23 protein-coding genes are annotated in these 23,073 nt (G+C 65.8%); 14 read left to right on the top strand and 9 right to left on the bottom strand.

Going from position 1 to position 23,073, the window contains the following annotated elements:
* Positions 1-28 precede the first annotated feature (28 nt).
* The 7 genes from Ga0080574_RS08355 (at position 29) to Ga0080574_RS08325 (ending at position 5,440) form a co-directional block, all read left to right on the top strand.
* Positions 29-1,129 carry an ABC transporter permease gene (locus tag Ga0080574_RS08355; RefSeq protein ID WP_076696979.1) on the top strand — a complete coding sequence of 367 codons (1,101 nt, stop codon included), beginning with the start codon at positions 29-31 and terminating at the stop codon, positions 1,127-1,129.
* A gap of 4 nt (positions 1,130-1,133) precedes the next feature.
* Positions 1,134-1,769, top strand: coding sequence for a LysE family translocator (locus Ga0080574_RS08350; protein ID WP_076696975.1), 636 nt, complete (start codon positions 1,134-1,136; stop codon positions 1,767-1,769).
* A gap of 3 nt (positions 1,770-1,772) precedes the next feature.
* A complete protein-coding gene (locus Ga0080574_RS08345) occupies positions 1,773-2,738 on the top strand; it encodes an ABC transporter permease (protein WP_076696971.1) in 966 nt (321 codons plus the stop codon).
* A gap of 63 nt (positions 2,739-2,801) precedes the next feature.
* Positions 2,802-3,716: a methionyl-tRNA formyltransferase gene (gene fmt, locus Ga0080574_RS08340; protein WP_076696967.1), complete on the top strand. Its 915-nt coding sequence runs from the start codon at positions 2,802-2,804 to the stop codon at positions 3,714-3,716.
* The gene (locus Ga0080574_RS08335; RefSeq protein WP_076696964.1) at positions 3,716-3,958 is read left to right on the top strand and encodes a hypothetical protein; all 243 of its coding nucleotides are present in this window, start codon (positions 3,716-3,718) and stop codon (positions 3,956-3,958) included. Before fmt ends, Ga0080574_RS08335 begins: the two co-directional genes overlap by 1 nt.
* Positions 3,959-3,960: 2 nt before the next feature.
* Positions 3,961-4,197 (top strand): GlsB/YeaQ/YmgE family stress response membrane protein, encoded by a 237-nt coding sequence (locus tag Ga0080574_RS08330; protein ID WP_076696960.1) that lies wholly within the window; start codon positions 3,961-3,963, stop codon positions 4,195-4,197.
* A gap of 256 nt (positions 4,198-4,453) precedes the next feature.
* Positions 4,454-5,440 carry a glutathione S-transferase family protein gene (locus tag Ga0080574_RS08325; protein ID WP_076696956.1) on the top strand — a complete coding sequence of 329 codons (987 nt, stop codon included), beginning with the start codon at positions 4,454-4,456 and terminating at the stop codon, positions 5,438-5,440.
* A 6-nt stretch (positions 5,441-5,446) separates the two neighbouring features.
* Here the strand turns inward: Ga0080574_RS08325 and Ga0080574_RS08320 are convergent, their stop codons facing one another.
* On the bottom strand, positions 5,447-5,818 hold the full coding sequence (locus Ga0080574_RS08320; RefSeq protein ID WP_076696952.1) for a response regulator: 372 nt from the start codon (positions 5,816-5,818) through the stop codon (positions 5,447-5,449).
* 182 nt (positions 5,819-6,000) lie between these two features.
* On the opposite strand from Ga0080574_RS08320, the gene Ga0080574_RS08315 reads away from it, so the two are divergent.
* Positions 6,001-7,176, top strand: a complete 1,176-nt coding sequence (locus Ga0080574_RS08315; protein ID WP_076696948.1) for a lytic murein transglycosylase — start codon at positions 6,001-6,003, stop codon at positions 7,174-7,176.
* A 120-nt stretch (positions 7,177-7,296) separates the two neighbouring features.
* On the opposite strand, the gene Ga0080574_RS25850 is transcribed toward Ga0080574_RS08315, so the two are convergent.
* Together Ga0080574_RS25850 and ade are read right to left on the bottom strand one after the other, a co-directional pair.
* Positions 7,297-7,944 carry a hypothetical protein gene (locus tag Ga0080574_RS25850; protein WP_156876325.1) on the bottom strand — a complete coding sequence of 216 codons (648 nt, stop codon included), beginning with the start codon at positions 7,942-7,944 and terminating at the stop codon, positions 7,297-7,299.
* 51 nt (positions 7,945-7,995) lie between these two features.
* On the bottom strand, positions 7,996-9,693 hold the full coding sequence (gene ade / locus Ga0080574_RS08310; protein WP_076696943.1) for an adenine deaminase: 1,698 nt from the start codon (positions 9,691-9,693) through the stop codon (positions 7,996-7,998).
* Between the two features lie 143 nt (positions 9,694-9,836).
* Between ade and choX the strand changes: the two genes are divergently transcribed.
* The 4 genes from choX (at position 9,837) to choV (ending at position 14,908) form a co-directional block, all read left to right on the top strand.
* Complete coding sequence (choX, locus tag Ga0080574_RS08305; protein WP_076696939.1) at positions 9,837-10,757, top strand: choline ABC transporter substrate-binding protein; 921 nt, start codon at positions 9,837-9,839, stop codon at positions 10,755-10,757.
* A 151-nt stretch (positions 10,758-10,908) separates the two neighbouring features.
* Positions 10,909-13,020: a methyl-accepting chemotaxis protein gene (locus Ga0080574_RS08300; protein WP_076696935.1), complete on the top strand. Its 2,112-nt coding sequence runs from the start codon at positions 10,909-10,911 to the stop codon at positions 13,018-13,020.
* 53 nt (positions 13,021-13,073) lie between these two features.
* Positions 13,074-13,904: a choline ABC transporter permease subunit gene (choW, locus tag Ga0080574_RS08295; protein ID WP_076696931.1), complete on the top strand. Its 831-nt coding sequence runs from the start codon at positions 13,074-13,076 to the stop codon at positions 13,902-13,904.
* Positions 13,901-14,908, top strand: a complete 1,008-nt coding sequence (gene choV / locus Ga0080574_RS08290; protein WP_076696927.1) for a choline ABC transporter ATP-binding protein — start codon at positions 13,901-13,903, stop codon at positions 14,906-14,908. The genes choW and choV overlap by 4 nt, the downstream gene beginning before the upstream one ends.
* Here the strand turns inward: choV and Ga0080574_RS08285 are convergent.
* Both Ga0080574_RS08285 and Ga0080574_RS08280 read right to left on the bottom strand, forming a co-directional pair.
* The gene (locus Ga0080574_RS08285) at positions 14,889-17,450 is read right to left on the bottom strand and encodes a hybrid sensor histidine kinase/response regulator (RefSeq protein WP_083716793.1); all 2,562 of its coding nucleotides are present in this window, start codon (positions 17,448-17,450) and stop codon (positions 14,889-14,891) included. The genes choV and Ga0080574_RS08285 overlap by 20 nt on opposite strands.
* A 10-nt stretch (positions 17,451-17,460) precedes the next feature.
* Positions 17,461-17,973: a putative pterin-binding protein gene (locus tag Ga0080574_RS08280; protein WP_076696923.1), complete on the bottom strand. Its 513-nt coding sequence runs from the start codon at positions 17,971-17,973 to the stop codon at positions 17,461-17,463.
* 274 nt (positions 17,974-18,247) lie between these two features.
* On the opposite strand from Ga0080574_RS08280, the gene Ga0080574_RS08275 reads away from it, so the two are divergent.
* Positions 18,248-18,859, top strand: a complete 612-nt coding sequence (locus Ga0080574_RS08275) for a LuxR C-terminal-related transcriptional regulator (protein ID WP_076705788.1) — start codon at positions 18,248-18,250, stop codon at positions 18,857-18,859.
* Between the two features lie 80 nt (positions 18,860-18,939).
* Here Ga0080574_RS08275 and hemF read toward each other — a convergent pair whose 3' ends face one another.
* The 4 genes from hemF to clpS are packed head-to-tail and all read right to left on the bottom strand — an operon-like array spanning position 18,940 to position 22,104.
* Positions 18,940-19,836, bottom strand: a complete 897-nt coding sequence (gene hemF, locus Ga0080574_RS08270; RefSeq protein ID WP_076696919.1) for an oxygen-dependent coproporphyrinogen oxidase — start codon at positions 19,834-19,836, stop codon at positions 18,940-18,942.
* 55 nt (positions 19,837-19,891) lie between these two features.
* Positions 19,892-20,692: an SDR family NAD(P)-dependent oxidoreductase gene (locus Ga0080574_RS08265; protein WP_076696917.1), complete on the bottom strand. Its 801-nt coding sequence runs from the start codon at positions 20,690-20,692 to the stop codon at positions 19,892-19,894.
* A 46-nt stretch (positions 20,693-20,738) separates the two neighbouring features.
* Positions 20,739-21,716, bottom strand: coding sequence for a class I SAM-dependent methyltransferase (locus tag Ga0080574_RS08260; protein ID WP_076696915.1), 978 nt, complete (start codon positions 21,714-21,716; stop codon positions 20,739-20,741).
* A gap of 25 nt (positions 21,717-21,741) precedes the next feature.
* Positions 21,742-22,104, bottom strand: coding sequence for an ATP-dependent Clp protease adapter ClpS (clpS, locus tag Ga0080574_RS08255; protein ID WP_076696913.1), 363 nt, complete (start codon positions 22,102-22,104; stop codon positions 21,742-21,744).
* Positions 22,105-22,200: 96 nt separating this feature from the next.
* Between clpS and Ga0080574_RS08250 the strand changes: the two genes are divergently transcribed.
* Positions 22,201-22,899, top strand: a complete 699-nt coding sequence (locus tag Ga0080574_RS08250) for an HAD family hydrolase (RefSeq protein ID WP_076696911.1) — start codon at positions 22,201-22,203, stop codon at positions 22,897-22,899.
* Positions 22,900-23,073 lie beyond the last annotated feature (174 nt).

Genomic DNA, 23,073 nt, shown 5'->3' with positions numbered 1-23,073 from the left:
GGCGCGCAACCCAGCAATGAGGCCCGGAATGGATAAGATGCCCGCCTGGGCCGATGCGGTGCTCGTGCCCCTGATCTCGATCCTGCTGGCGGCGATCCTGTCGGCCATCGTGATCCTGGCCATCGGCGAGAACCCGGTGGATGCGTTCAAGCTCATGGTCGACGGCGCGCTGATGCGCAGCTCGGGCTGGGGCTATACGCTTTATTACACCACCAATTTCATCTTCACCGGGCTCTGCGTCGCGGTCGCCTTCCACGCCAAGATGTTCAATATCGGCGGCGAGGGGCAGGCGATGATCGGGGGCCTGGGCGTCGCGCTGGCCTGTCTCTTCATCCCCTTCCCGCACTGGTCGGTGGCGCTCTTCGTGGCGATGCTGGCGGGCGGGGCCTTTGGCGCCGCCTGGGCGCTGATCCCGTCCTACCTTCAGGCCAAGCGCGGCAGCCATATCGTGATCACCACGATCATGTTCAACTTCATCGCCGCCGCCGTGCTGAACTACGTTCTGGTCAACCTGCTGCGCCCCACCGGCGCCATGGACCCGGCCACCGCGACCTTTCCGGCGGCGACGCATCTGCCGACCTTTCAGGACATGTTCGCCCCCGAGGGCAGCCGGATGTTCCGGGGCTCACCCGCCAATGTCACCTTCTTCCTCGCCGTTCTGGCCTGTATCGGCTTCTGGTTCCTGATCTGGCGCACCAAGCTCGGCTATGAGATCCGCGCTTTTGGCCATTCAGAAAGCGCCGCGAAATACGCAGGCATCTCGCCGGTGCGCATCACCATCGTGTCGATGCTGATTTCCGGCGGGCTGGCGGGGCTGATGGCGCTCAACACCACCATGGGCGAGGCCGAACGGCTGGTGCTGAACGCCACCGAGGGCGCGGGCTTCATCGGCATCGCCGTGGCGCTGATGGGCCGTTCGCACCCGGTAGGGGTGTTCCTCGCGGCGCTGCTCTTCGGGTTCCTCTATCAGGGCGGGGCCGAGCTGGCGCTCTGGACCAATATCCCGCGCGAGCTGATCACGGTGATCCAGGCGCTGGTGATCCTCTTCACCGGGGCGCTCGACAATATGGTGCGGATGCCGCTGGAAAAGCTCTTCCTCGGCATGCGCCGCAACGGGCAGAACGGCTGACGCGATGGACACCCTGCTGCCTTTCCTGCCGAAATTCGCCGCCGCCTACGCGATCCTGCTGGTCGCGGCGAGCTCGCCCGGCCCCGCCGTCGCCATGCTGCTGGGCGTGGCCAGCTCGCGCGGGCGCCGCGCCGCGCTGACCGTGACGACCGGAATCGCCGCCGGCAGCGTCACCATCAACCTGCTGACGCTGGTCGGGCTCGGGTTGCTGCTGAGCCAGATCGCCTGGGCGATGACGATCATGCGGATGATCGGCGCCGCCTATCTCGCCTGGCTCGCCATCGGCGCCTTCCGCAAGGCGCTGAACCCGCCGCCGCTCACCGCCATGCGCGATGTGCCGGCCTCGCCGGGGCGACTCCTGGCGATGGGCTATCTGCTTCAGGTGACCAACCCCAAGGCCATCGTGTTCTGGCTCGCCATCGCCTCGGTCGGTGCCACCCATGGCGGCGACGCGGGCATCGTGGCGCTCTTCGTGCTCGGCGCCTTCCTGATCTCCTTTGGCTGCCACGGCGCCTGGGCGCTGCTGCTGTCCTCGGCGCCGGTACGGGCGGGCTATGCCCGGGCGCGGCGCTGGGTCGAAGGGGCGCTCGGCGCGTTCTTCGCCTTTGCCGCCTTCAAGATCGCAACCTCGAAAGGCTGAGTGATGGATCTCGTGACGGTTCTTCAGGTGCTCGATTCCACCGTGCGGCTGGCCACGCCGCTGCTGCTCGCCTGCCTTGCCGGGCTGTTCTCCGAGCGCTCCGGCATCTTCGACATCGGGCTCGAGGGCAAGATGCTCGCCGCCGCCTTTGCCTCCGCCGCCATCGCGGCAGTGACCGGATCGGTCTGGCTGGGGCTGCTCGCGGGCATCGTGGCGTCGCTGCTGATGAGCGGCATCCACGGGCTGGCCTCGATCACCTTCCGGGGCAACCAGCTCATTTCCGGCGTGGCGATCAACTTCCTCGCCTCGGGCCTCACGGTGCTGATCGCGCAGGACTGGTTCGGGCAGGGCGGGCGCACCCCTTCGCTGATGGGCGGCGGACGGTTCGAGCCGATCACGCTGCCCTTTGCCGAGGCGCTGAGCGGTGTGCCGGTGCTGGGCCCGGTCTATGCCGAACTGATCTCGGGCCATTCGATCCTCGTCTATGTCGCCTTTCTCATGGTGCCGCTGAGCTGGTTCGTCCTGTTCCGCACCCGCTTCGGCCTGCGCCTGCGCGCGGTGGGCGAGGCGCCCGAGGCGGTGGACACCGCCGGGGTCTCGGTGATCGGTCTGCGCTATGCGGCGGTGATGATCTGCGGGCTGCTCTGCGGGCTGGCGGGGGCCTATCTGGCCACCGGTCTCCAGGCAGGGTTCGTGCGCGAGATGACGGCGGGGCGCGGCTATATCGCGCTGGCGGCGCTGATCTTTGCCAAATGGCGGCCCTGGTACGCGCTCTCGGCCTGCCTGCTCTTCGGTCTGCTTCAGGCGGTGGCGCTGCGCTATCAGAATATCGACCTCGGCGGCATCACCATCCCGGTGCAGGTGATGGACGCGCTGCCCTATATTCTGACCGTGGTGATCCTCGCGGGCTTTGTCGGCAAGGCGATCCCGCCGCGCGCCGGCGGTGAGCCCTATGTCAAGGAGCGCTGACGCTCTGGTATCTTGCGCCGCCAGCCTCTATCTCAGGGGCAGATGAGCGGAAGGAGCAGGGCCATGCGCGTGATCTTCATGGGAACGCCGGACTTCTCGGTGCCGGTGCTGGACGCGCTGGTCAAGGCCGGGCACGAGATCGCCGCCGTTTACTGTCAGCCGCCCCGCCCCGCCGGGCGCGGCAAGAAGGACCGGCCCACCCCGGTCCATGCCCGCGCCGAGGCGCTCGGGCTGGAGGTGCGCCACCCGGTCAGCCTGAAATCCGACGAGGAGCAGGCGCGCTTTGCCGCGCTTCAGGCGGATGTGGCGGTGGTCGTGGCCTATGGGCTGATCCTGCCGCAACCCGTTCTGGATGCGCCGACCCACGGTTGTCTGAACATCCACGCCTCGCTGCTGCCGCGCTGGCGCGGCGCGGCACCGATCCATCGTGCCATCATGTCCGGCGATGCGGAAACCGGCATCTGCATCATGCAGATGGAGGCCGGGCTCGACACCGGCCCGGTGCTGCTGCGCGAGGCCACGGCGATTGGCTCGGAAGAGACCACCGGCGCGCTGCATGACCGGCTGAGCGTGATGGGCGCGCGGCTGATTGTCGACGCGCTGTCCCGGCTGGAGGAACTGACCCCCGAGCCGCAGCCCGAGACCGGCGTGACCTATGCCGCCAAGATCGACAAGGCCGAGGCGGCGGTGGACTGGTCGCAGCCCGCAGAGGCGATCTCGCGCCAGATCCGCGGGCTGGCACCGTTCCCCGGCGCCTGGACGAGTCTGGGCGGCGACCGCATCAAGCTGCTCGGCGCGCGGGTGGTGCCGGGCTCCGGCGCGCCGGGCGTGGCGCTGGATGACGGCTTCACCATCGCCTGCGGCGAGGCGGCGGTAGAGGTGACGCGGGCGCAGCGCGCCGGCAAGGGCGCGCAGGAGGCCGAGAGCTTCCTGCGCGGCATGGCCATCCCGCGCGGCACAAAGCTGGGAGAGGGCTGATGTTCCCGGTCCTGATCGGCACCGTGGTGATCGCGGGGATCGTGGGCTATGCCTCGGAACGCACGGGCTTTACCCGCAACGGCCTCCTGCAAAGCATCATTATCTGCATCGGCGGCGCTTTCCTGGCCTATTTCGTCCGGCTGATGTTCGGCATCGGCTTCGGCTCGCCCGGGCTGAACGCGCTGGCCTCCTCCATCGGCGCGCTGATCATCGTGCCGACCCACTGGCGCAGAAGGAGATAGCGATGCCCGTGGTCTGGCTCATCGTCATCGGCGCGGCGGCGGGGTTTCTCGCCACACGCTTCATGCAGATCCGGCTCGGCGTGGTCGAGACCGTGGCCATCGGCATCGCCGGCGCGGTGATCGGCGGCCTGGTGCTGCGCTTTCTCATTGCCATGACCGGGGCGCTCGCCGGGCTGGTCGGCGCGGTGCTGGGCGCGATGCTGCTGATCTGGCTGTGGCAGACCTACATGCGCCGCTAGGCGCACGAAAAGGCCGTCCCACCCTTCGCGTCGCCTCCGCCCTCAAACCTCCCCCGGTGTTTCCATTGGCCCCAAATATCCCGGGGAGTCGGCCGCAGGCCGGCGGGGCAGCGCCCCGAACCACGCGCCGCAGGCGCGCAGACAAGGCCCTCAGCGCGCGCCAGTGTGCGCCCCTGTGGGAGACCCTGCGCGCCCCCGCCGAGTTGCCCGCAGCGCCGAACCCCCTACTTTCCCAGATAGGGAAAGGAGGCACCCCATGGGTTTTCTCGTCGACGGCACCTGGCGCGACAGCTGGGATTACAACGATGACAGCGGCCATTTCGTCCGCGGTGATACGGCGTTTCGCAACTGGATCACACCGGACGGCTCGGCCGGTCCGAGCGGCGAGGGCGGGTTCGCCGCCGAGTCCGGGCGCTATCATCTCTATGTCAGCTACGCCTGCCCCTGGGCGCATCGCACGCTGATCTTCCGCGCGCTGAAGGGGCTCGCGCCGCATATCGGCGTCAGCGTGGTGCATCCCGACATGCTTTCGGACGGCTGGACGCTCTCCGACGACTTCCCCGGCGCCACCGGAGACAAGCTCCACGGCCTGCCCTTCCTGCGCGACATCTACCTGCGCGCCGATCCAAAGATCTCGGGCCGCGTCACCGTGCCCGTGCTCTGGGACACACAGCGCGAGACCATCGTGTCGAATGAAAGCGCCGAGATCATCCGCATGTTCAATTCGGCTTTCGACGCGGTCACCGGCAACCGCGACGATTACTGGCCGGAGGCGCTGCGCGACGATATCGAGCCGGTCAACGCGCGGATCTACGACACGGTGAATAACGGCGTCTACAGGGCCGGTTTCGCCACCTCGCAAGAGGCCTATGACGAGGCGGTCGGGCCGCTCTTCGACACGCTCGACTGGATCGAGGGCCGGCTTGCGTCCAATCGCTACCTCATGGGCGAACGGCTCACCGAGGCCGACTGGCGGCTCTTCACCACGCTGATCCGCTTCGATCAGGTCTATGCCTGCCACTTCAAGTGCAACCGGCGCCGCATTGTCGATTACCCCAATCTCTGGGCCTATACGCGCGAGCTCTATCAATGGCCGGGCGTGGCAGAGACGGTGCATTTCGACCATATCCGGCGGCATTATTATTACAGCCACGACATGATCAACCCGAGCCGCATCGTGCCGGTGGGCCCGGATCTCGATCTCACGGCGCCGCATGGGCGGGAGGCGCTGAAAGTCGCCTGAGCCGGCTCAGCCGGGGCAGAGCGCGCCGCCGTAATGCGCGACCATCGCCACCAGATCCTCCGGCGGGGTGCTGCTCGGCAGGAAGGCACGGGCATTGGCGCAGAGCTGAAAGATGGAGCCGTCCGAGAAGAACGTCGTGTCGGTGACAAAGATCACCGGCGCCTCGGGCTGGCGGTAGCTGGCGAAATCCGCCACGGAAAGCGCGCTGCCCTGTTCCAGCATCAGATCGAGCAGGATCACCTGAAACTCGATCTCGCGCAAAAGCGCCGCCGCCGCCTCCTCGTCGCGCGCGATACAGACGCGCGCGCCCATATTGGCGAGAGGTCGTTGCCAGAGCACGGACAACTCCCTGCTGCTTTCGACGATGAGCACGTTCATTGAAGCCTCCGGTTGCCTGCGGATCTTCCGCAAGGCTAGGGCTCTTTTCGGATCGACTTCTAAACAAATCTTTAACGAAACCGTAAAGAATGTGAACAAACGGCAAACACGAGCGCGATCCCGCTGCTTGCGCCGTTTTTGCGGGCTGCTACTGTGCCGCAAAACGTGAAGGCGAGGTTTCGATGCGCGCTCTTTCCCTGTTGATGGCTCTGTGCCTGCCGGCGGCGGCAATGGCGCAGGAGGTGCCCTGCGGCGGCAGCTTTTCCGGTTTCGTGGCGGATCTGCGCGAGGAGGCCATCTCGCAGGGCCACGATCCGGCGCAGGTCGAGCGGTTCTTTGCCCCGGTGCGGCAGGATCCCAAGGTACTGGAGCGCGACCGCGGGCAGGGCATCTTCCAGACGCCCTTCGTCGAGTTCTCGCGCAAGCTCATCAGCCAGTACCGGCTCGACAAGGGGCGCGAGCTGGCCGAGCGCTGGGACGAGGTGTTCGACCGGATCGAGCATGATTACGGCATCGCGCGCGGCGTGCTGCTGGCCTTCTGGGCCTTCGAGACCGATTACGGCGCCTTCCAGGGCGATTTCAACACGCTGAACGCGCTGGTGACGCTGGCGCATGACTGCCGCCGCCCGGAGATCTTCCGCCCGCAGATCTTTGCCGCGCTGAAGCTTTACGGCCATGGCGATTTCGACCCCGCCGGCACCACCGGCGCCTGGGCCGGCGAGATTGGCCAGGTGCAGATGCTGCCGCGCGACATCCTCGAAAACGGGATGGATGGCGATGGCGACGGCCATGTGCTGCTCAAGAGCTCGGCGCCCGATGCGCTGCTCTCGGGCGCCAAGATGCTGGCCGCGCTGGGCTGGCGCCCGGGCGAGCCGTGGTTGCAGGAGGTGGTGCTGCCCGAGGGCATGGACTGGTCGCTGACCGGGCTCGAGACCGAGCTGAGCGTGGCGGAGTGGGAGCGTCTGGGCGTGCAGGCCCGCGAGGGCCGGCTCGACGACGCCCGGCTGCCGGCCTCGATCCTGCTGCCACAGGGGCGCGGCGGCCCGGCCTTCATCGCCTATCCGAATTTCCGGGTCTATTTCGAGTGGAACCAGAGCTTTGTCTACGTGATGACGGCCGCCTATTTCGCCACCCGCCTGGAGGGCGCGCCGGTCTATGACGCGGGCAACCCCGATCCGGGGCTTTCGGGCGCGCAGATGAAGGCGCTGCAACAGGCGCTGGCGGCGAAGGGCTATGACGTGGGCGGGATCGACGGTATCCTGGGCGCGGGCACGCGGGCGGCTGTGCGCGACATGCAGGCCAAGCTGGGCCTGCCGGCGGATGGCTGGCCGACGGTGGGGTTGTTGGAGCGGTTGTGAGGGGGGTACTCTTGGAGTTCAGCGACGGTAGCGGAAGGTCCGTTGTGAGTCCTGAGTTATTGATGCTGCGCTTCCGACGAACGTCGGCTCTTGGTTGCGCCTCTAGTCATGCAGCAAAAATCAGTTCGCTGTCGAATTGCTAGTCGGCATACCTCCTTTTGCGCTCTTCAGCGCTTCTTCGACCCTGGATGCAATCGATAAGAATTCTAGTGCCTGACCCTTGGTAATATTTGGCTCTTCATCGTGAACAGCAGCGTTCCGAATACGACGTAAATATTCCAAAAGTTCGATAATATCCGAGGAGACCAATTGGGTATTGCGTAGCATTCGGAGTGAACGAAAGCCGTTGAGCTCATGCCTCGGAAGGCTTGGATCAATAACCTGCATCAAACTCGAAATCTCCGCCTCAATGGCCCTCCAGGCTTCAATTACGGCGAAGTGAGGATGCTTCGAAACTACCTCCTCATCGATATCGATCATCGCAGAAGGCGTTTGCATTGCCGGGATAACTGAGGCTTCTCGAGATGCTTCATCCAACAGTTCTGAGAACCCGACCTCGGCACCAGACACTTTCAAAGCCTTTAGGCGAGAAAGAAGAGCCTTCACTTCTTTCCTGAATCCGAATGCAACTATTATAAAAGCCGTTGGCCAAGCCACGGCCACAATAAGCTGTACAAAAAATAGCTTCCACCCAATATCCTCCATGCTTCCCTCACAAATCGCAACTAGATTGAAGTGAGTATAAGGGAACCTATCAAAAGCTGCCATGGCGCGTCTCTCTATGAAAGGCAGTTTTGTCCCGCAAGGTCGCCCAATCCCTCACCCCGGAATAATCTCGAACTTCACCACATCCACCATGCCCCGGTCGGTGATCTTCAGCGCCGGGATCACCGGCAGGGCGAGGAAGGCGAGTTGCAGGAAGGGCTCTTCCAGCGTCACGCCCAGCCCGCGCGCCGCCGCACGCAGGTCCACCAGCCGGTCGCGCACCTCCTCGAAGGGCGCAAGGCTCATCAGCCCCGCCACCGGCAGCGCCAGCTCGGCCAGCACCGCGCCGTCCCGCACCACGACAAAGCCGCCCTCGATTTCCGAGAGCCGGTTCGCCGCCAGCGCCATGTCGGCGTAATCGACCCCCACGCAGGCGATATTGTGGTGGTCGTGGCAGACCGTCGAGGCGATGGCGCCGGCCTGCAGCCCGAAGCCCTTCACGAACCCTGTCGCCACATTGCCGTTCTTGCCGTGCCGCTCGCACACCGCGATGCGCACCAGATCGCGGGCGACATCGGGGTGCTTGTCGCCGTCGGCAATCGCGATGGTCTCGTGCAGGTGATCGGTGAGGATCTGCCCCTCGCGGATGCCGATCACGTCGGTCTCTTCGCGGTTGCCGGTGGCGCGGAATTGCGCAGGCGTCAGGCGCGGCGCCTTGACCGAGTGCCGACCGACTGGCGCCACCGTGCCGCGCGACGCAAAAGCCGCATCGTCGGCGCGCACGCCGCCCGCCAGCACAAGCTGCGCGTGGCAGCCCTCCAGCGAGTCCAGCGCCACGATATCGGCGCGCTTGCCCGGCGCGATCATGCCGCGATCCTTCAGCCCGAAGGCCTCCGCCGCCGAGAGCGTCGCGGCGCGATAGGCGGCCAGCACCGGCGTGCCCAGAGCGATCAGCGTGCGGATCATGTAATCGAGATGCCCGTGCTCGGCGATATCCAGCGGGTTCCGGTCGTCGGTGCACAGGCACATATAAGGCGCCGTGCGCTCGCTCAGCAGCGGTTGCAGCGCGTGCAGATCCTTGGAGACCGAGCCCTCGCGGATCAGCACCCGCATGCCCTTGCGCAGCTTTTCCAGCGCCTCCTCGGCATTGGTCGCCTCGTGTTCGGTGCGGATGCCTGCGGCGATATAGGCGTTGAGATCGCGCCCCGAGAGCAGCGGGCAATGGCCGTCGATATGGCCGCCCTCGAAGAGCCTCAGCTTTTTCATTGCTTCGGGGTCGCGAAAGATCACGCCGGGATAGTTCATGAACTCCGCCAGCCCGATGCCCGAGGGGTGCCCCATGAGCGGCGCCAGGTCTTCGGCCAGCAGCTCGGCCCCCGCCGTTTCCATATGGGTCGAGGGCACGCAGGAGGAGAGCTGCACGCGGATGTCCATCAGCGTATGGGCGGAGGCCTCCTGGAAATAGCGGATGCCCTCGGCGCCGATCACATTGGCGATCTCATGCGGGTCGCAGATCGCGGTGGTGACGCCGCGCGGGGTAACGCAGCGGTCGAACTCGAAGGGCGTGACCAGCGAGCTTTCGATATGCAGATGCGTGTCGATGAAGCCGGGCACGAGGATCGTGCCGCTGACGTCGATCACCTCGCGCCCCTCGTAGCTGTCACAGGTGCCGACGATGGTGTCGCCGCAGATCGCCACATCGCCCTCCAGCAGCGCGCCGGTCATCAGGTCGAGCAGCCGGCCGCCCCTCAGCACCAGATCCGCCGGGGCGTCGCCGCGCCCCTGCGCGATACGGGTTTCCAGATCTGCCATGGGCCGCCTCCTGTTCGCTGCTTGCCGCAACTTTGGCACAGCGCGCGGCGGCAGGCGAGGGGCGGCAGCGCCGCATCCGGTTGCAATGCGGGGCGAATGCGCGCTTATTGGGGCATATGCCAAAAACCTCAGGGAGAGAGACCATGACCACCCTCCGCCTTGCCGCGGTGGCGGCGCTGCTTTCGGCCGGCGCCGCGCATGCCGATTGCGACACCGTGACCTTTTCCGATGTGGGCTGGACCGATATCACCGCCACAACCGCCGCGACCTCCGTGGTGCTGGAGGCGCTGGGATATGAGACCGATATCAAGGTGTTGTCGGTGCCGGTCACCTACACCTCGCTCGCCAACAAGGATATCGACGTGTTCCTCGGCAACTGGATGCCGACGATGGAGGCCGATATCGCGCCCTATCGCGAGGCCGGCACCGTCGACACCGTGCGCGCCAATCTCGAAGGCGCGAAATACACCCTGGCCACCAACAAGGCCGGTGCCGATCTGGGCATCGCCGATTTCGCCGATATCGCCGGGCAGGCCGAGGCGCTGGACGAGACGATCTATGGCATCGAGCCGGGCAATGACGGCAACCGGCTGATCATCGACATGATCGAGGCCGACGCTTTCGGGCTCAAGGAATTCGAGGTCAAGGAAAGCTCGGAACAGGGGATGCTGGCGCAGGTTGGGCGTGCTTCGAACCGGGGCGAGCCCATCGTCTTCCTGGCCTGGGAGCCGCACCCGATGAACGCCAATTACGACCTCACCTATCTGACCGGCGGCGACGACTATTTCGGCCCGGATCTTGGCGGGGCGACGGTCTATACCAACACGTCCGAAGGCTATGTCGATTCCTGCCCGAATGTCGGCAAGCTGCTGGAGAACCTGGAGTTTTCGCTCGCCATGGAAAACGAGATCATGGGCGCGATCCTGGACGATGGCGAAGAGCCCGAGGATGCCGCAACCGCCTGGCTCGCGGCGCACCCGGAGGTGGCGGAGGCCTGGCTCGACGGCGTGACGACCAAGGATGGCGGCGATGCCAAGGCCGCGGTAACGGCGGCGCTGAAATAACGCTGTCTGCGCTCTGACATGCCCGGATCCGGCGGCTCACCGCGCCGGGTTCGGGAAAATTTTAGCTGCTAGCATTCTCTTCTTTAGGTCTCATTCATCCCTCCCGGTGCAAACCTCTTCCCGTAACATTTCGCGAACGGGGATCTGTGACATGAGTCTGCGCCTGATGATGCTGAGCGCCATCGCACCGCTGTTGGCACTCGCGCTTTATTTTGCAGGGGCAGAGATTTTCTCGCTGGCCACGCTGTCGGAGCGGGAGGCGCGGGCCTCGCGCGTGGCAGAGGAATCCGAGCGGGTTTCGGATCTCGTGCACGAGTTGCAGAAGGAGCGGGGCTATTCCGCTGGGTTCACCGCGTCGCGCGGCGGCAATTTCAGCGATGTTTTGGGGAAACAGCGGCAGGCCACCGATGCGGCCTTTGCGGCGTTTCTCGATCACACCCCGGAAATCGTCCTTGTGGCGCCGAACGAGATCGCCGCCGCCAGCGACGGGCTGGCGATGCTCGCGGAGCGGCGTGCATCGATCGACGCGCTGCGCCTGACCGTGCCGGAGCTTGCGGGCTATTACACCGGCATTATCGACCATCTTATGTCCGCGTCGAGCCATATCCGTATCGGTGCGAGTGCCGACCGGGCCGCGATGCTGATGGAAGCGGTGGAGCTTGTGGCGCTGGCCAAGGAGAGCGCCGGGCTGGAACGCGCGATGGGCGCGACCGGGCTTGGGGCAGAGCGGTTCCCCGATGCGGTGCACCGGCGCTTTGCCGAGCTCGGCGCGCGGCAGCGGGCGTTTCTGGCACAGGCCGGGGCCACGCTCAACCGGCCCGGATTTGTCGAGGAGCTGGCCGCCCGCCCCGCCGCGCAGGCGGTGGAGCCGATGCGGGCGGCAATTGCGGCGCTGCCCTATGGCGGTCCGGCGCCCGATATGACCGCGCCGGACTGGTTCGCCGCCTCCACCGACTGGATCGACGATCTGCGCGCGGTCGAGACCGAATTGACTGAGGAGCTTGCGGCGCTGACCGGCGATGCCGCCACCCATGCGCAGGGCGCGCTCTGGCTGCGGGTCGCACTTGCGGCGACAATCATACTGGCTGTGGCGGGTTTTGCCATCACCCAGACCGAGCTGATCACCCGGCGCCTGCGCAAGCTGACCGGGGTGATGAACGACTTCATCCAGGGGCGTTTCGATTCCTGGGTGCCCTATATCAAGGGGCGTGGCGAGATCGGGGCCATGGCGAATTCGGTCTACCGGTTCAAGCAGCTGACCCGCGCCGCCACCGAGAAAAAGGAGGCGGACGAGGCGAGGCTGAACGCCAAGCACCAGCAGGTGGTGGATCTGGTGACCGAGGGGCTCAACGCGCTGGCCCATTCCGACCTGACCCGCTCCTTTCATGATGAGCTGGCGCCGGAATACGATTCGATCCGCACGGATTTCAACACCGCCACGGCGCGGCTGCGCGACGTGATGCTGACGCTTGCCTCCACGGTGGCCGAATTGCAGGAGCGCTCCGGCGACATGCGCAGCTCGGCCTCGGATCTGGCGGAACGCACCAATACCCAGGTCGAGACCATCGCGCGCACCGCCGACACCGTTTCCGGCCTCACCGAAACCCTGGAGGAGACCACCAGCTCGCTGAAAGATGCCAAACTGCTGGCCGACGAGGCCAAGGGCCGCGCCGACCGCTCCGGCCAGGTGGTGCGCAGCGCTGTGGCGGCGATGGACCGGATCGCCGAATCCTCGGGCCGGATCGCGCAGATCACCACGGTGATCGAGGATATCTCTTTCCAGACCAACCTTTTGGCGCTGAATGCCGGGGTCGAGGCAGCGCGGGCCGGCGAAAGCGGCAAGGGCTTTGCGGTGGTCGCGATGGAGGTGCAGGGGCTCGCCAGCCGCTCCGCCGATGCGGCGCTCGAGATCAAGGCGCTGATCGAGGAGAGCGCGCGCGAGGTAAAGGGCGGTGTCGATCTGGTGGGCGAGACCGGCGAGTCGCTGGAGGCGATTCTCGACCAGATCCGCCGTGTGGATGAGGTGCTCTCGGGCGTCAGCACCGCCGCCGAGAGTCAGAGCCACGAATTGCAGGGGGTCAACGCCGCGATGCGCAGCCTCAGCGCGCTGACCGACCAGAACACCGCTGTGGCCGATGCCAGCCGCGACAGCTCGACCGAGCTCGCGGACCGCGCCCAGCATCTCGCGCGGCTGGTTGCGGAGTTCGATCTGGGCCGCTGCAGCGAGACCGATGCGTCGGTGCGGGCAGACCGTGCCGCCTGACCGGCACGGTATCGGCGCTTGACCGCCGCGCCCGGCTCGGCCAGTTTCGGGCGATGGACTGGCTGACAGAGCACAAGATACCGGTCGGCGACGCGGCCGAAGCGCTGTTCGGCTGGTTGCAACGCAATGCGACCTGGGCCTTCGACGCGCTGGCCTGGGCGATGGAGCGGCTGATCGAGGGCATTCTTTGGGTCTTGCAGACCCCGCCGGAGCTCCTGGTGATCGCCGTGTTCGTGGCGCTGGTCTGGGCGCTGCACCGCAACTGGAAGGTGCCGGCCTTCGTCGCGCTCGGGTTCCTCTTCATCCTGAACCAGGGCTACTGGGAGGAGACCACCGAAAGCCTGACGCTTGTGCTCTCGGCCTGTCTGGTCTGCATGGGCATCGGCGTGCCCATCGGCATCGCCGCCGCGCACCGGCCGCACCTCTACCGCACGCTGCGCCCGGTGCTCGACCTGATGCAGACGCTGCCGACCTTCGTCTACCTCATTCCTTCCATCGTGTTCTTCGGCATCGGCATGGTGCCCGGGCTGATCGCCACGGTGATCTTTGTGCTGCCGGCGCCGATCCGGCTCACCCATCTGGGCATTTCCACCACGCCGCAGGCCCTGACCGAGGCGGCGCAGGCCTTTGGCGCGACGCCGCGTCAGACGCTCTGGAAGGTCGAACTGCCTTTTGCGGCACCGCAGATCATGGCCGGGCTGAACCAGACGATCATGCTGTCGCTGTCGATGGTGGTGATCGCGGCGCTGGTCGGCGCCGACGGGCTGGGCGTGCCGGTGCTGCGCGCGCTGAACCGGGTGGATACCGGGCTCGGCTTCGAATCCGGCCTGATCATCGTGGTGGTCGCGATCATGCTAGACCGTGCGCTGAGGGTGCGCGGGTGAGCGCCGTCGTCCGTTTCCGCAATGTCTCGATCCTGTTCGGCGACCGGCCCGGTGCGGCGCTGCCGCTGGCCGACAAGGGCCTGTCGCGTGCCGAGATCCAGGCAGAGACCGGGCAGGTGCTAGGTGTGCACGACGCCAGCCTGGATGTGGCCGAGGGTGAGATTGTCGTGCTGATGGGGCTGTCGGGCTCGGGCAAGTCGACCCTGCTGCGCGCGGTGAACGGGCTCAACCCGGTGGCGCGCGGCGCGGTCGAAGTGCATGATGGCAGCGCGATGGTGGATGTTACAAGCTGCCGGCCCGACAGGCTGCGGCAGCTGCGTCAGAGCCGCATCGCCATGGTTTTCCAGCATTTCGGCCTGTTGCCCTGGCGCAGCGTCGCCGAGAATGTCGGCTTCGGGCTCGAGCTCGCGGGCATGGCGCCCGAGACGCGGCGTGAGGTCGTGGCGCGTCAACTCGCGCTTGTGGGTCTCTCGGACTGGGGTGAGCGCAGGGTGAGCGAGCTGTCGGGCGGTATGCAGCAGCGCGTCGGACTGGCCCGGGCCTTTGCCACCGACGCGCCGATCCTGCTGATGGACGAGCCGTTTTCGGCGCTCGATCCGCTGATCCGCGCGCGGTTGCAGGACGAGCTGCTTGATCTGCAACGCACGCTCCGGCGCACCATCATCTTTGTCAGCCACGATCTCGACGAGGCGTTCAAGCTGGGGGGGCGGATCGCCATCATGGAGGGGGGGCGGATCGTGCAATGCGGCACCCCGCGAGAGATCTTTTCGGCACCGGTCAACGACTATGTGGCGGATTTCGTGGCCAATATGAACCCGCTCGGCGTGCTGACCGCGCGGGATGTGATGGAGCCCGGAAGCGGCGGGCCCGAGGTGGCGGCGGAGCTGCCGGTGCGCGATTTGATGTCGCTTCTGCGTCAGAGCCCGGCGCTGACGGTGACGGAGGGCCACGCAGCGCTGGGCAGGGTCACGGCTGCCAGCATCGTCAACCGGTTGGCGGGCTGAGCCGCGCCATCAGCGCCGCGCGGCTGCGTTGCCAGAGGTCGCGAAGGCCTTGCAGATGCTGACGCTCCGGCTGTCCGCCGGATTTGAGCGCGGCTTCGATCCGCAGCAGCGCCAGGCGCAGCGCTTCGGCGCCGAAGGTGCCGCTGGAACCCGCGCAGCGATGCGCGAGCGGCGCGAGCCCGGGGGCGTCGGGCGCCGACTGTGCCAGCAGCGCGATATCGCGCTCCATCTCGTCTAGAAACCGCGCCAGCAGCGCGTCGACCGCGCTCCTGGGCAGGTCGGTCAGCAACTGCGTGAGCAGCGTTTCGTCGATGAGCGCGTCTTCGCCCGGCGCGATGGCGGACGGGCCGGTAGGCGCGTTGGCGACGGCGACCTCATCAGCCATGGTGCGCATCAGTAGCGTCCGCTCGACAGGTTTGGTGAGGCAGGCGGTCATGCCGTCCTCGCGGAACCGTGCCCATTCCTCGGGAAAGGCATGGGCGGTCAGCGCGACGATCGGTGCCTCGGCGGAGGCGCAACCGCCCTGGCGGATCTGCCTCGTGGCCGTACGACCGTCCATCACCGGCATCGAGATATCCATCAGGATCATGTCGAACCGATGCGCCGCCGCCTGTTCCACCCCGGCGTGACCGTTTTCGGCGAGCGTTACCCGGTGTCCTGCGGCGGTGAGCATCTCGCGCAGTATGAAGCGATTGATCTCATTGTCCTCGACCACCAGCACCTCCAGCGGGTCGGCGGGACCGGCGCTTTGTTCAGCTCTTTGCACGACGGGCTCCGAAAACTCCGGCGCGGGTGGCAGCGGCAGGCGGATCCAGAAAAGGGTGCCCTCTCCCGGCTCGCTCTCGACGCCGATTTCGCCGCCCATAAGACGGGTGAAGCGCTTGGCGATGCCGAGCCCCAACCCGGTGCCGCTGGTCTCGCGCGCATAGGAAGAATCGAGCGTTTCGAAATCCTTGAAGATGCGTGGCAGGTCCGCTTCGGCGATGCCGATGCCGCTGTCGATCACCCGCAATTCGAGTTCGGAGCTGTCGGGGTCGAGATATTCCACCTCGATCTCGACCGTTCCGTCGCGGGTGAATTTCAATGCGTTGCCGACGAGATTCAACAGCACCTGGCGCAGCCGGCGCGCATCGCCGATCACACCCTCGCCCGGCGGTCCGACCCAGCGCCAGCGCAGATCGTTGCCATGGGTTTCTGCAAGCGGCTGTGCGGTTTGCACGACGCCGTCGAGCAGCCGGGGCAGCGAGAAGGGCGCCGAGGTGGCCTCCATCTTGCCCGCCTCGAACTTCGCGAGATCGAGCACATCATTGACCAGATCTAGCAGCATCTTGCCCGAGGCCTGCATCCGGTCGAGCAGATCGGTCTGGCGCTCGGTCAGGCTGTGATCGCGCATCAGCTGCATGGTGCCGAGCAGCCCGTTCAGAGGCGTGCGCATCTCGTGACTCATTACCGCGAGAAATTCCGATTTCGCCCGCTCGCCGGCCAGAGCCCGATCGCGCGCCAGGGTGAGCTGCGCCTCGACCTCCTTCCATTTCGTGATGTCGCGGATATAGGCGACATAGAGCGGATCTTCCGCCTCTGCCCGGTCCACCGAAAGGTCTGCCGGAAAGCGCCGGCCGCCCCGTGCCTGAAGCACGGTTTCGAAATGACGTTCCTCGGGCAGCGGGCGGCGGCGCTCCTCGGCAAAGGCGAAAACGCCGCGATCAACCGAGTCGCGATCTTCCTGAGGGATCAGGAAGTTGCGCGCGATCTGTCCGCAGGCCTCTTCGCGGGAGTAGCCGAAGATACGCTCGGCAGCAGCGTTGAACTGGCGGATTGTGCCGGTTTCGTCAGTCACGATGATGGCATTGGGCGAGGTTTCAACAATGGTTTGCATCCGCGCGCCGGCGACCTGCACCTCGTCCGCACGAATGCGGGCGAGCCGAAACAGGCGGAACAGTGTCAAGGCAAGGAAGGTGAGCCCGAGAAACAGCACCATGAGCCCGGCGGCCATATAGATCATCAGGCGAGCGATGCCGTCGCGCCGGCTGTCGGAGACCTCGGCAAAGGCGGCCAAGGCAGCCAGGGAAAAGGCGCGGACGTCCTTTTCGACGGAATCGGCGCGTGCAGCGAGGCGCGGCAGCGCCGTGACCAGAGCCGCATCTGGGCCATCGATCAGTGGCACGGTCTCGTCGAGAAAGCTCTGAATCTGCTGGCGGGGGGCGGTGAACCGATCGGTATGCGGCAGTGAGCGGAACAGCCGGCCGCTGCTCATCGTGTCCATGCGGCTGTAAAAGATATCGAAGCGCTCGCGCAGCTCTGCGAGCCCGTCCCGTTCTGTGTCGAGTTTTTCCAGTGCCAGCCGGAATTGCAGGAATTCGACATCGGCCTGCGACAGGCTCCATTGCAGATTGTCGGAATTGGCCGTCGAATAGTCGTCGATCTCGCGCAGGATCAGCCAGCCGAGCCAGACCACCAGAGTGCCCCAGAGCAGGAGCGCGAGGCCGGTCTGAAGAACCGTCCATCCGCGGGAGAAAGGCTTGTCGGGCAGGGCCTGCTGCATGCTCCGCCCGTCACTCCATCACTTCGATGCGCTCAAGCTGCCAGATGCTTCGGGCGTAAACCTGCTCGCTCTGATAGGCGGGGTCGGAATCGTAGGGATAGACAATCCAGAGCGGGCCCTTGTCGCGCAGGGACATTGGCGCGCCATTGTTGCTGTAGGCGATCATCGGCCCGCCGCCCTCCCAGTCCGCGTAGGGGATATCCACGGCGTAATCGTTGATCGCGGTGGCGCGGATGACGCTGCCGGTGGCGCCCAGGGCAGCCAGTAGATCGTGCAGCGTGACACCGGTGAAGCGCTGTTCGCCATCGGTCCAGATCGTGCGGGTGGTAAAGCTGGTCTGTGGCATCGCTTCCAGCATCGCGCGGTCGAAACGCGCCGAATCGCCGTCATTCGTCTGGGTGATCTGGCCGGTCACCGTCAGAAGCGCGGGCCCCTCGGGGGCCGGCAGTTCGGCGGCGCAGAGCGGTAGCGTGAGGCTCAGAATCGCAAGCAGGCTGCGGCAGAGAAGCGAAAGGAAGGACATGTCACGGCTCCGTTTTTCAGGATGGCAGGACCACCGTCGCCGGCGCGGGCATCGCGGTCCTGCACTCATTCGAGGCCTAGGCCATGTTCGTTAAGAAACTCGCCACAGGAGTGCGGTTTTTGCGGGTCGCGGTGACCGCTGCCGCAACTAGTCGGGCGTTAACGGTTTGCCCGCATTTTCGCCGGCAGACTGTGATCGCCAGCCTCGTGATTCGCTGTGACCCTCAGGGAGATGCTTTGTGCACGCGACCCAAGAAACGCAAACCGCGCCCGTGCTGCGCGTTCTGATCGCCGATGATCACGATCTGCTACGCGACACGCTGGAGCTGTTTCTGGAAAGCGAGGGCGATTTCGAGACGGTCAGCGTGGCGAGCTTTTACGAGGCCGAAAAACTGGTGAAGGCCGGAGAGTATTTCGATCTGGTGCTGCTCGACTACTCCATGCCGGGGATGAACGCGCTCGATGGGCTCTACCGAATGAGCGCGCTGGAGGGCGCGCGGCGCGTGGCGGTCATCTCGGGCACCGCCAGCCGGGAGGTTGCGGAAAAGGTGCTTGAGGCCGGCGCGGCGGGGTTCGTGCCCAAGACGCTCTCGGCGAAATCTCTGGTTAATGCGGTGCGTTTCATGGCGATGGGCGAGCAATACGCGCCGCTGGAATTCATGCGCGGGGAGGAGCGCGCGCCGAACCCGATGGCGGAGCGGCTGTCGCGGCGCGAACTGGAGGTGCTGGAGGGGCTGACGCAGGGCAAGTCGAACAAGGAGATCGCGCGCCATCTCGAAATCCGTGAGCCGACGGTCAAGCTGCATGTCAAGACGCTCTACCGCAAGATCGGTGCGGGGAACCGCACTCAGGCGGCGCTATTGGCGCGCGAGGCAGGGTTGTTCTGATGGTGCGGCTGGAAGGGGGCGTGGGGCGCAAGTGTCGCCGCCTTATGTCTTCGCTAAACCGGTGGGTTATGCGGAGTTTCTCACACCCATTTCGCCATGGGTGGCAGGCTCATCAGCACCGCGTTGGCATCGTGCCCGGTCGCCAGACCGAATTTCGTGCCCCGGTCATAGACCAGATTGTATTCGGCATAGAGGCCGCGATGCACAAGCTGCGCATCTTTTTCGGTCTCACCAAAGGGCATTGCCCGGCGCTTCTCCACCAGCGGCAGATAGGCCGGGAGGAAGGCGCGGCCGATATCCTGGGTCAGGGCGAAATCCGCCTCCCAGTCGCCGGTATTGCGGTCGTCCATGAAGATGCCGCCGACGCCGCGCGCCCGCTTGCGATGCGGTATATAGAAGTATTCGTCCGCCCAGGCCTTGAGCTCGGGGTAGAGCGTGGCGCCATGCGGGGCGAGATGCGCCTGTTGCGTGGCGTGGAAATGCGCCGTGTCCTCATCGTATTCGAGGCAGGGGTTGAGATCGGAGCCACCGCCGAACCACCAGGCGCCGGGCGTCCAGAACATCCGCGTGTTCATATGCACCGCCGGCACATGCGGATTCTGCATATGCGCGACAAGGCTGATCCCCGAGGCCCAGAAGCGCGGATCCTCTTCGATGCCGGGCACGCCGCGCGCCGCCATCGCCTTTTGCGCCGCCGCCCCCAATGTGCCGTAGACGGTCGAGACATTCACGCCGACCTTTTCGAAGACCCGTCCGCCGCGCATCACGCTCATCAGCCCGCCGCCGGCATCGGACCCGTCATCCGCCTGCCGCGAGGTGGGCGTGACCTCGAACCGGCCCGCTGGCGCCTCCGAGAACGGTCCGGTGACATGGCTGACCTCCAGCGCCTCGAAGGCCGCGACGATCTCGTCGCGCAGCGTGCGGAACCAGTCCGAGGCGCGGGCCTTGCGCCCGGCGAAAGCGTCGGTATCGGTCATCGGTGTCTCCTCGCATCCACCGGCCCGTGGTAGCGGCAAGCGCCGCGCGGGGCAATCAATGCGCGGGGGCGGCCACCGGGTCGAGCAGGGTGCGACCGCCATCGACGGTCAGGATCTGCCCGGTCATGAAGCCCGAGCCCTCGGAGGCAAGGAACTGCACCGCCTCGGCCAATGCGCCGGGCCCGGCGATGCGGCCCAGCGGCGTGTGTTCCTCGATCTCGCGGCGGTAATCGGGGTTTGCCTTCAGCTTGTCCTTGAGGCTGGCGGACATCACGGAGCCGAAGCCCACGCCGTTCACCCGGATCCTGTTGGGCGCCAGCGACACCGCCAGCGAGCGGGTCATCTGGTCGAGCGCGGCGCAGGAGATCGAATAGGCCATGAGCTTCTGCTGGGTGCGCCGAGAGGCGATGGAGGAGAGGTTGATGATTGCGCCGGCCTGACGCTCATTGTCGCCATTGGTCTGCTTGATCATGCGGTTGGCGACGATCTGGCTCAGCCGCAGCGCCGGCATGAGGTTCTGCCCCAGCAGAGTCTCTACTGTATCGTCTTCGAGATCGAGCGGATCGGAAGGCATCATCTGGCGCGCGCCGTTCACCAGGATATCGACCCGGTCGAAGGCGTCGAGCGTGGCTGAAAGCAGGTTGGCAAGCGTCAGCCGCTCGCGCAGGTCGCCGGCAAAGTAACACATGTTGCCGCCATTGGTTTCCTGCCCGCATTCCTTGGCAAGGCGGTTCTCGTCCATATCGGCGAACATGACATTCGCGCCCTTGTTGGCGAAATGGCGGGCGATGGCGAGACCCACGCCATTGGCGGCGCCGGTGACGATGGCGGTCTTGCCTTCGATGGAATAGCTCATGCAGCGGTCCCTGCGGTTTGTCCCCTGGGCGGGACGTTAGCGAAGATCATCGGTTCGGGCGAGAGGCGTGGAGGATCTTGAACCGGTTGTCGCCGGCGATTTCCGCGCTGTCGCGGAACTGTGCCTCAAGAGCGGTCTCGTAGGGCAGGTGGCGGTTGGCCACCAGCCAGAGATGGCCCGAGGGTTTCAGGATGCGCTTGGCGGCGGCGATAAAGGCCTGGCCGAGCGCCGGATCGGATTTGCGCCCGCTGTGGAAAGGCGGATTCATCACCACGGCGTCGAGCGGCTCGGGCGGTGTCCAGGCGGTGGCGTCGGCCCAGTGAAACCGTGCGCGCGGGTCGGTGACGTTGCGCTGCGCGCAGTCGAGCGCGCTGTGATCGGCCTCGACAAGATGCAGCTCGGCGAGAGTGTCGCGCGCCAGCAGCCCGGTGGCGAGCCCGCCCCAGCCGGCGCCGAGATCGGCGACGTTTGCGCCGAGCTTGGCGGGCAGGGCGGCGAGCAGTGCCTCGGAGCCCGGATCGGGCGCGTCGGCGGAGAACACGCCCGGCGCGGTCCAGAGACCGTAGCTGTTCTGCGCCGGGCCGCGCGCCCAGTCGGCAAAGGCGTCGGAGGCTGTGAACCAGACGGTCTTGCCATGCGCCTTGGAGACCTGGCCCAGCAACGCCCCCCGGGCTTTCACAGCCTTGGCAAGCGGTTCGATGCCATCGGTTTTCTGCCCGTCGATCACGATCAGCCCGCCGGGCGCGGCGTTGCAGGCCATGGCGACGCGCGCCTCGGCGAGATCGCGGGCGCGCGGTAGGAAGACGATGGCGGCGGCAAAATTGCCCTCGGGCGCCAGCGTCACCGGCACGCCGCGCGCCGTCCAGGTATCGTGATCGGGCTTGACCCCCTGCACCACGGTGCAACGGTCGAGCGGCAGGGCATCGGAATAGAGATCCCCCGGCGCGCCGATCAGCAGGATCGGCCCGTCAGCGGGCAGGGTCAGGCCTGCCTCTGTCGCAAAACTCAGTCTGTCGGCTGTCATGGCAGGGCCGGCGCGGGCGCGCGGCTCACTCCTTTTCCATGGTGCATTGCAGCGGGTGCTGGTGGCGCCGGGCGAAATCCATCACCTGGCCCACCTTGGTCTCGGCAATTTCGTGGCTGAAGACCCCGACAACGGCAACGCCCTTTTTGTGGACGGTCAGCATGATCTCAAACGCCTGCGCGTGCGACATGCCGAAAAACCGTTCGAGCACATGCACGACGAATTCCATCGGTGTGTAATCGTCGTTCAGCAGCAGCACCTTGTAGAGCGGCGGGCGCTTGGTCTTGGGCTTGGTCTGAAGGACCACATCGGCATCGCCCTGGCCATCGTCGGTGGACGAGGGCCGGTTGGCGAGGCGGACGGTGTTTTCCGTGATGGTGAATGTCATCTCGGGCTCAAGGCGCTTTGCGGTTCAAGGTTCGAAGCGTCTATATAAAACGGCGCAGCCCGCGAGGAAAGGGTTGCACGACGGAGTCTCGCTTATATGACGCGGAAATTGCAAACAATCGGTTTCGATGCGGACGATACGCTCTGGCATAACGAGCGGTTTTTCCAGCTGACGCAGCAGCGATTCGCGGATCTGCTCGCGGATCATGCAGATGCCGAACACCTGGATGCCAGGCTGCTGGAGGCGGAACGGCGCAATATCGGCCATTACGGATTCGGCGTGAAGGGCTTTGTCCTGTCGATGATCGAAACCGCCATCGAGGTGACCGAGGGGCGGGTGCCGGGCGCGGTGATCGGCGAGATTCTCACCGCCGGGCAGGACATGCTGGCGCATCCGATCGAGCTCTTGCCGCATGCGCGGGAAGCTGTCGAAGAGCTGGCGGAGGGCCATCACCTGGTGCTGATCACCAAGGGCGACCTGCTGCATCAGGAGCGCAAGCTGGCGCAATCGGGGCTGGGCGAGCTCTTTGACGCGGTCGAGATCGTCTCGGACAAGCAGCCCGAGACCTATGCAAGGATCTTTGCGCAGACCCCGGGCGGCGCCGAGGCGGCGATGATGGTGGGCAACTCGCTGAAATCGGATGTCCGGCCCGCCATCGAGGCGGGCGGCTGGGGTGTCTACGTCCCGCAAGAGCTGATGTGGACGCTGGAGATGGCCGAGAAACCGGTGCATCCGCGCTTTGTCGAGTTGCCCGATCTGGGGGCGTTGCCCGGGCTGGTTGCCCGCATCGGTTGAGTCGGCGGCAAGGCGCCTGCCACATTTTTGCCGCAATCGCTTTTCTTGGGCATGCGCACCGGGGTGACCCTAAATGTGGATTTTAGCCTCGGGAAAAGGCCAGAAAACCAATAAATTGCAGGGTTTCTTTGATGTGGATCCCGTGCTACGCTCAAAAGCAATGACAAGAATGCT

It is taken from the genome of Salipiger abyssi (assembly GCF_001975705.1).
Taxonomy (GTDB): domain Bacteria; phylum Pseudomonadota; class Alphaproteobacteria; order Rhodobacterales; family Rhodobacteraceae; genus Salipiger; species Salipiger abyssi.
The sequence above is the reverse complement of the archived record's forward strand: the minus strand, read 5'-3'. Positions and strand labels throughout refer to the sequence as shown.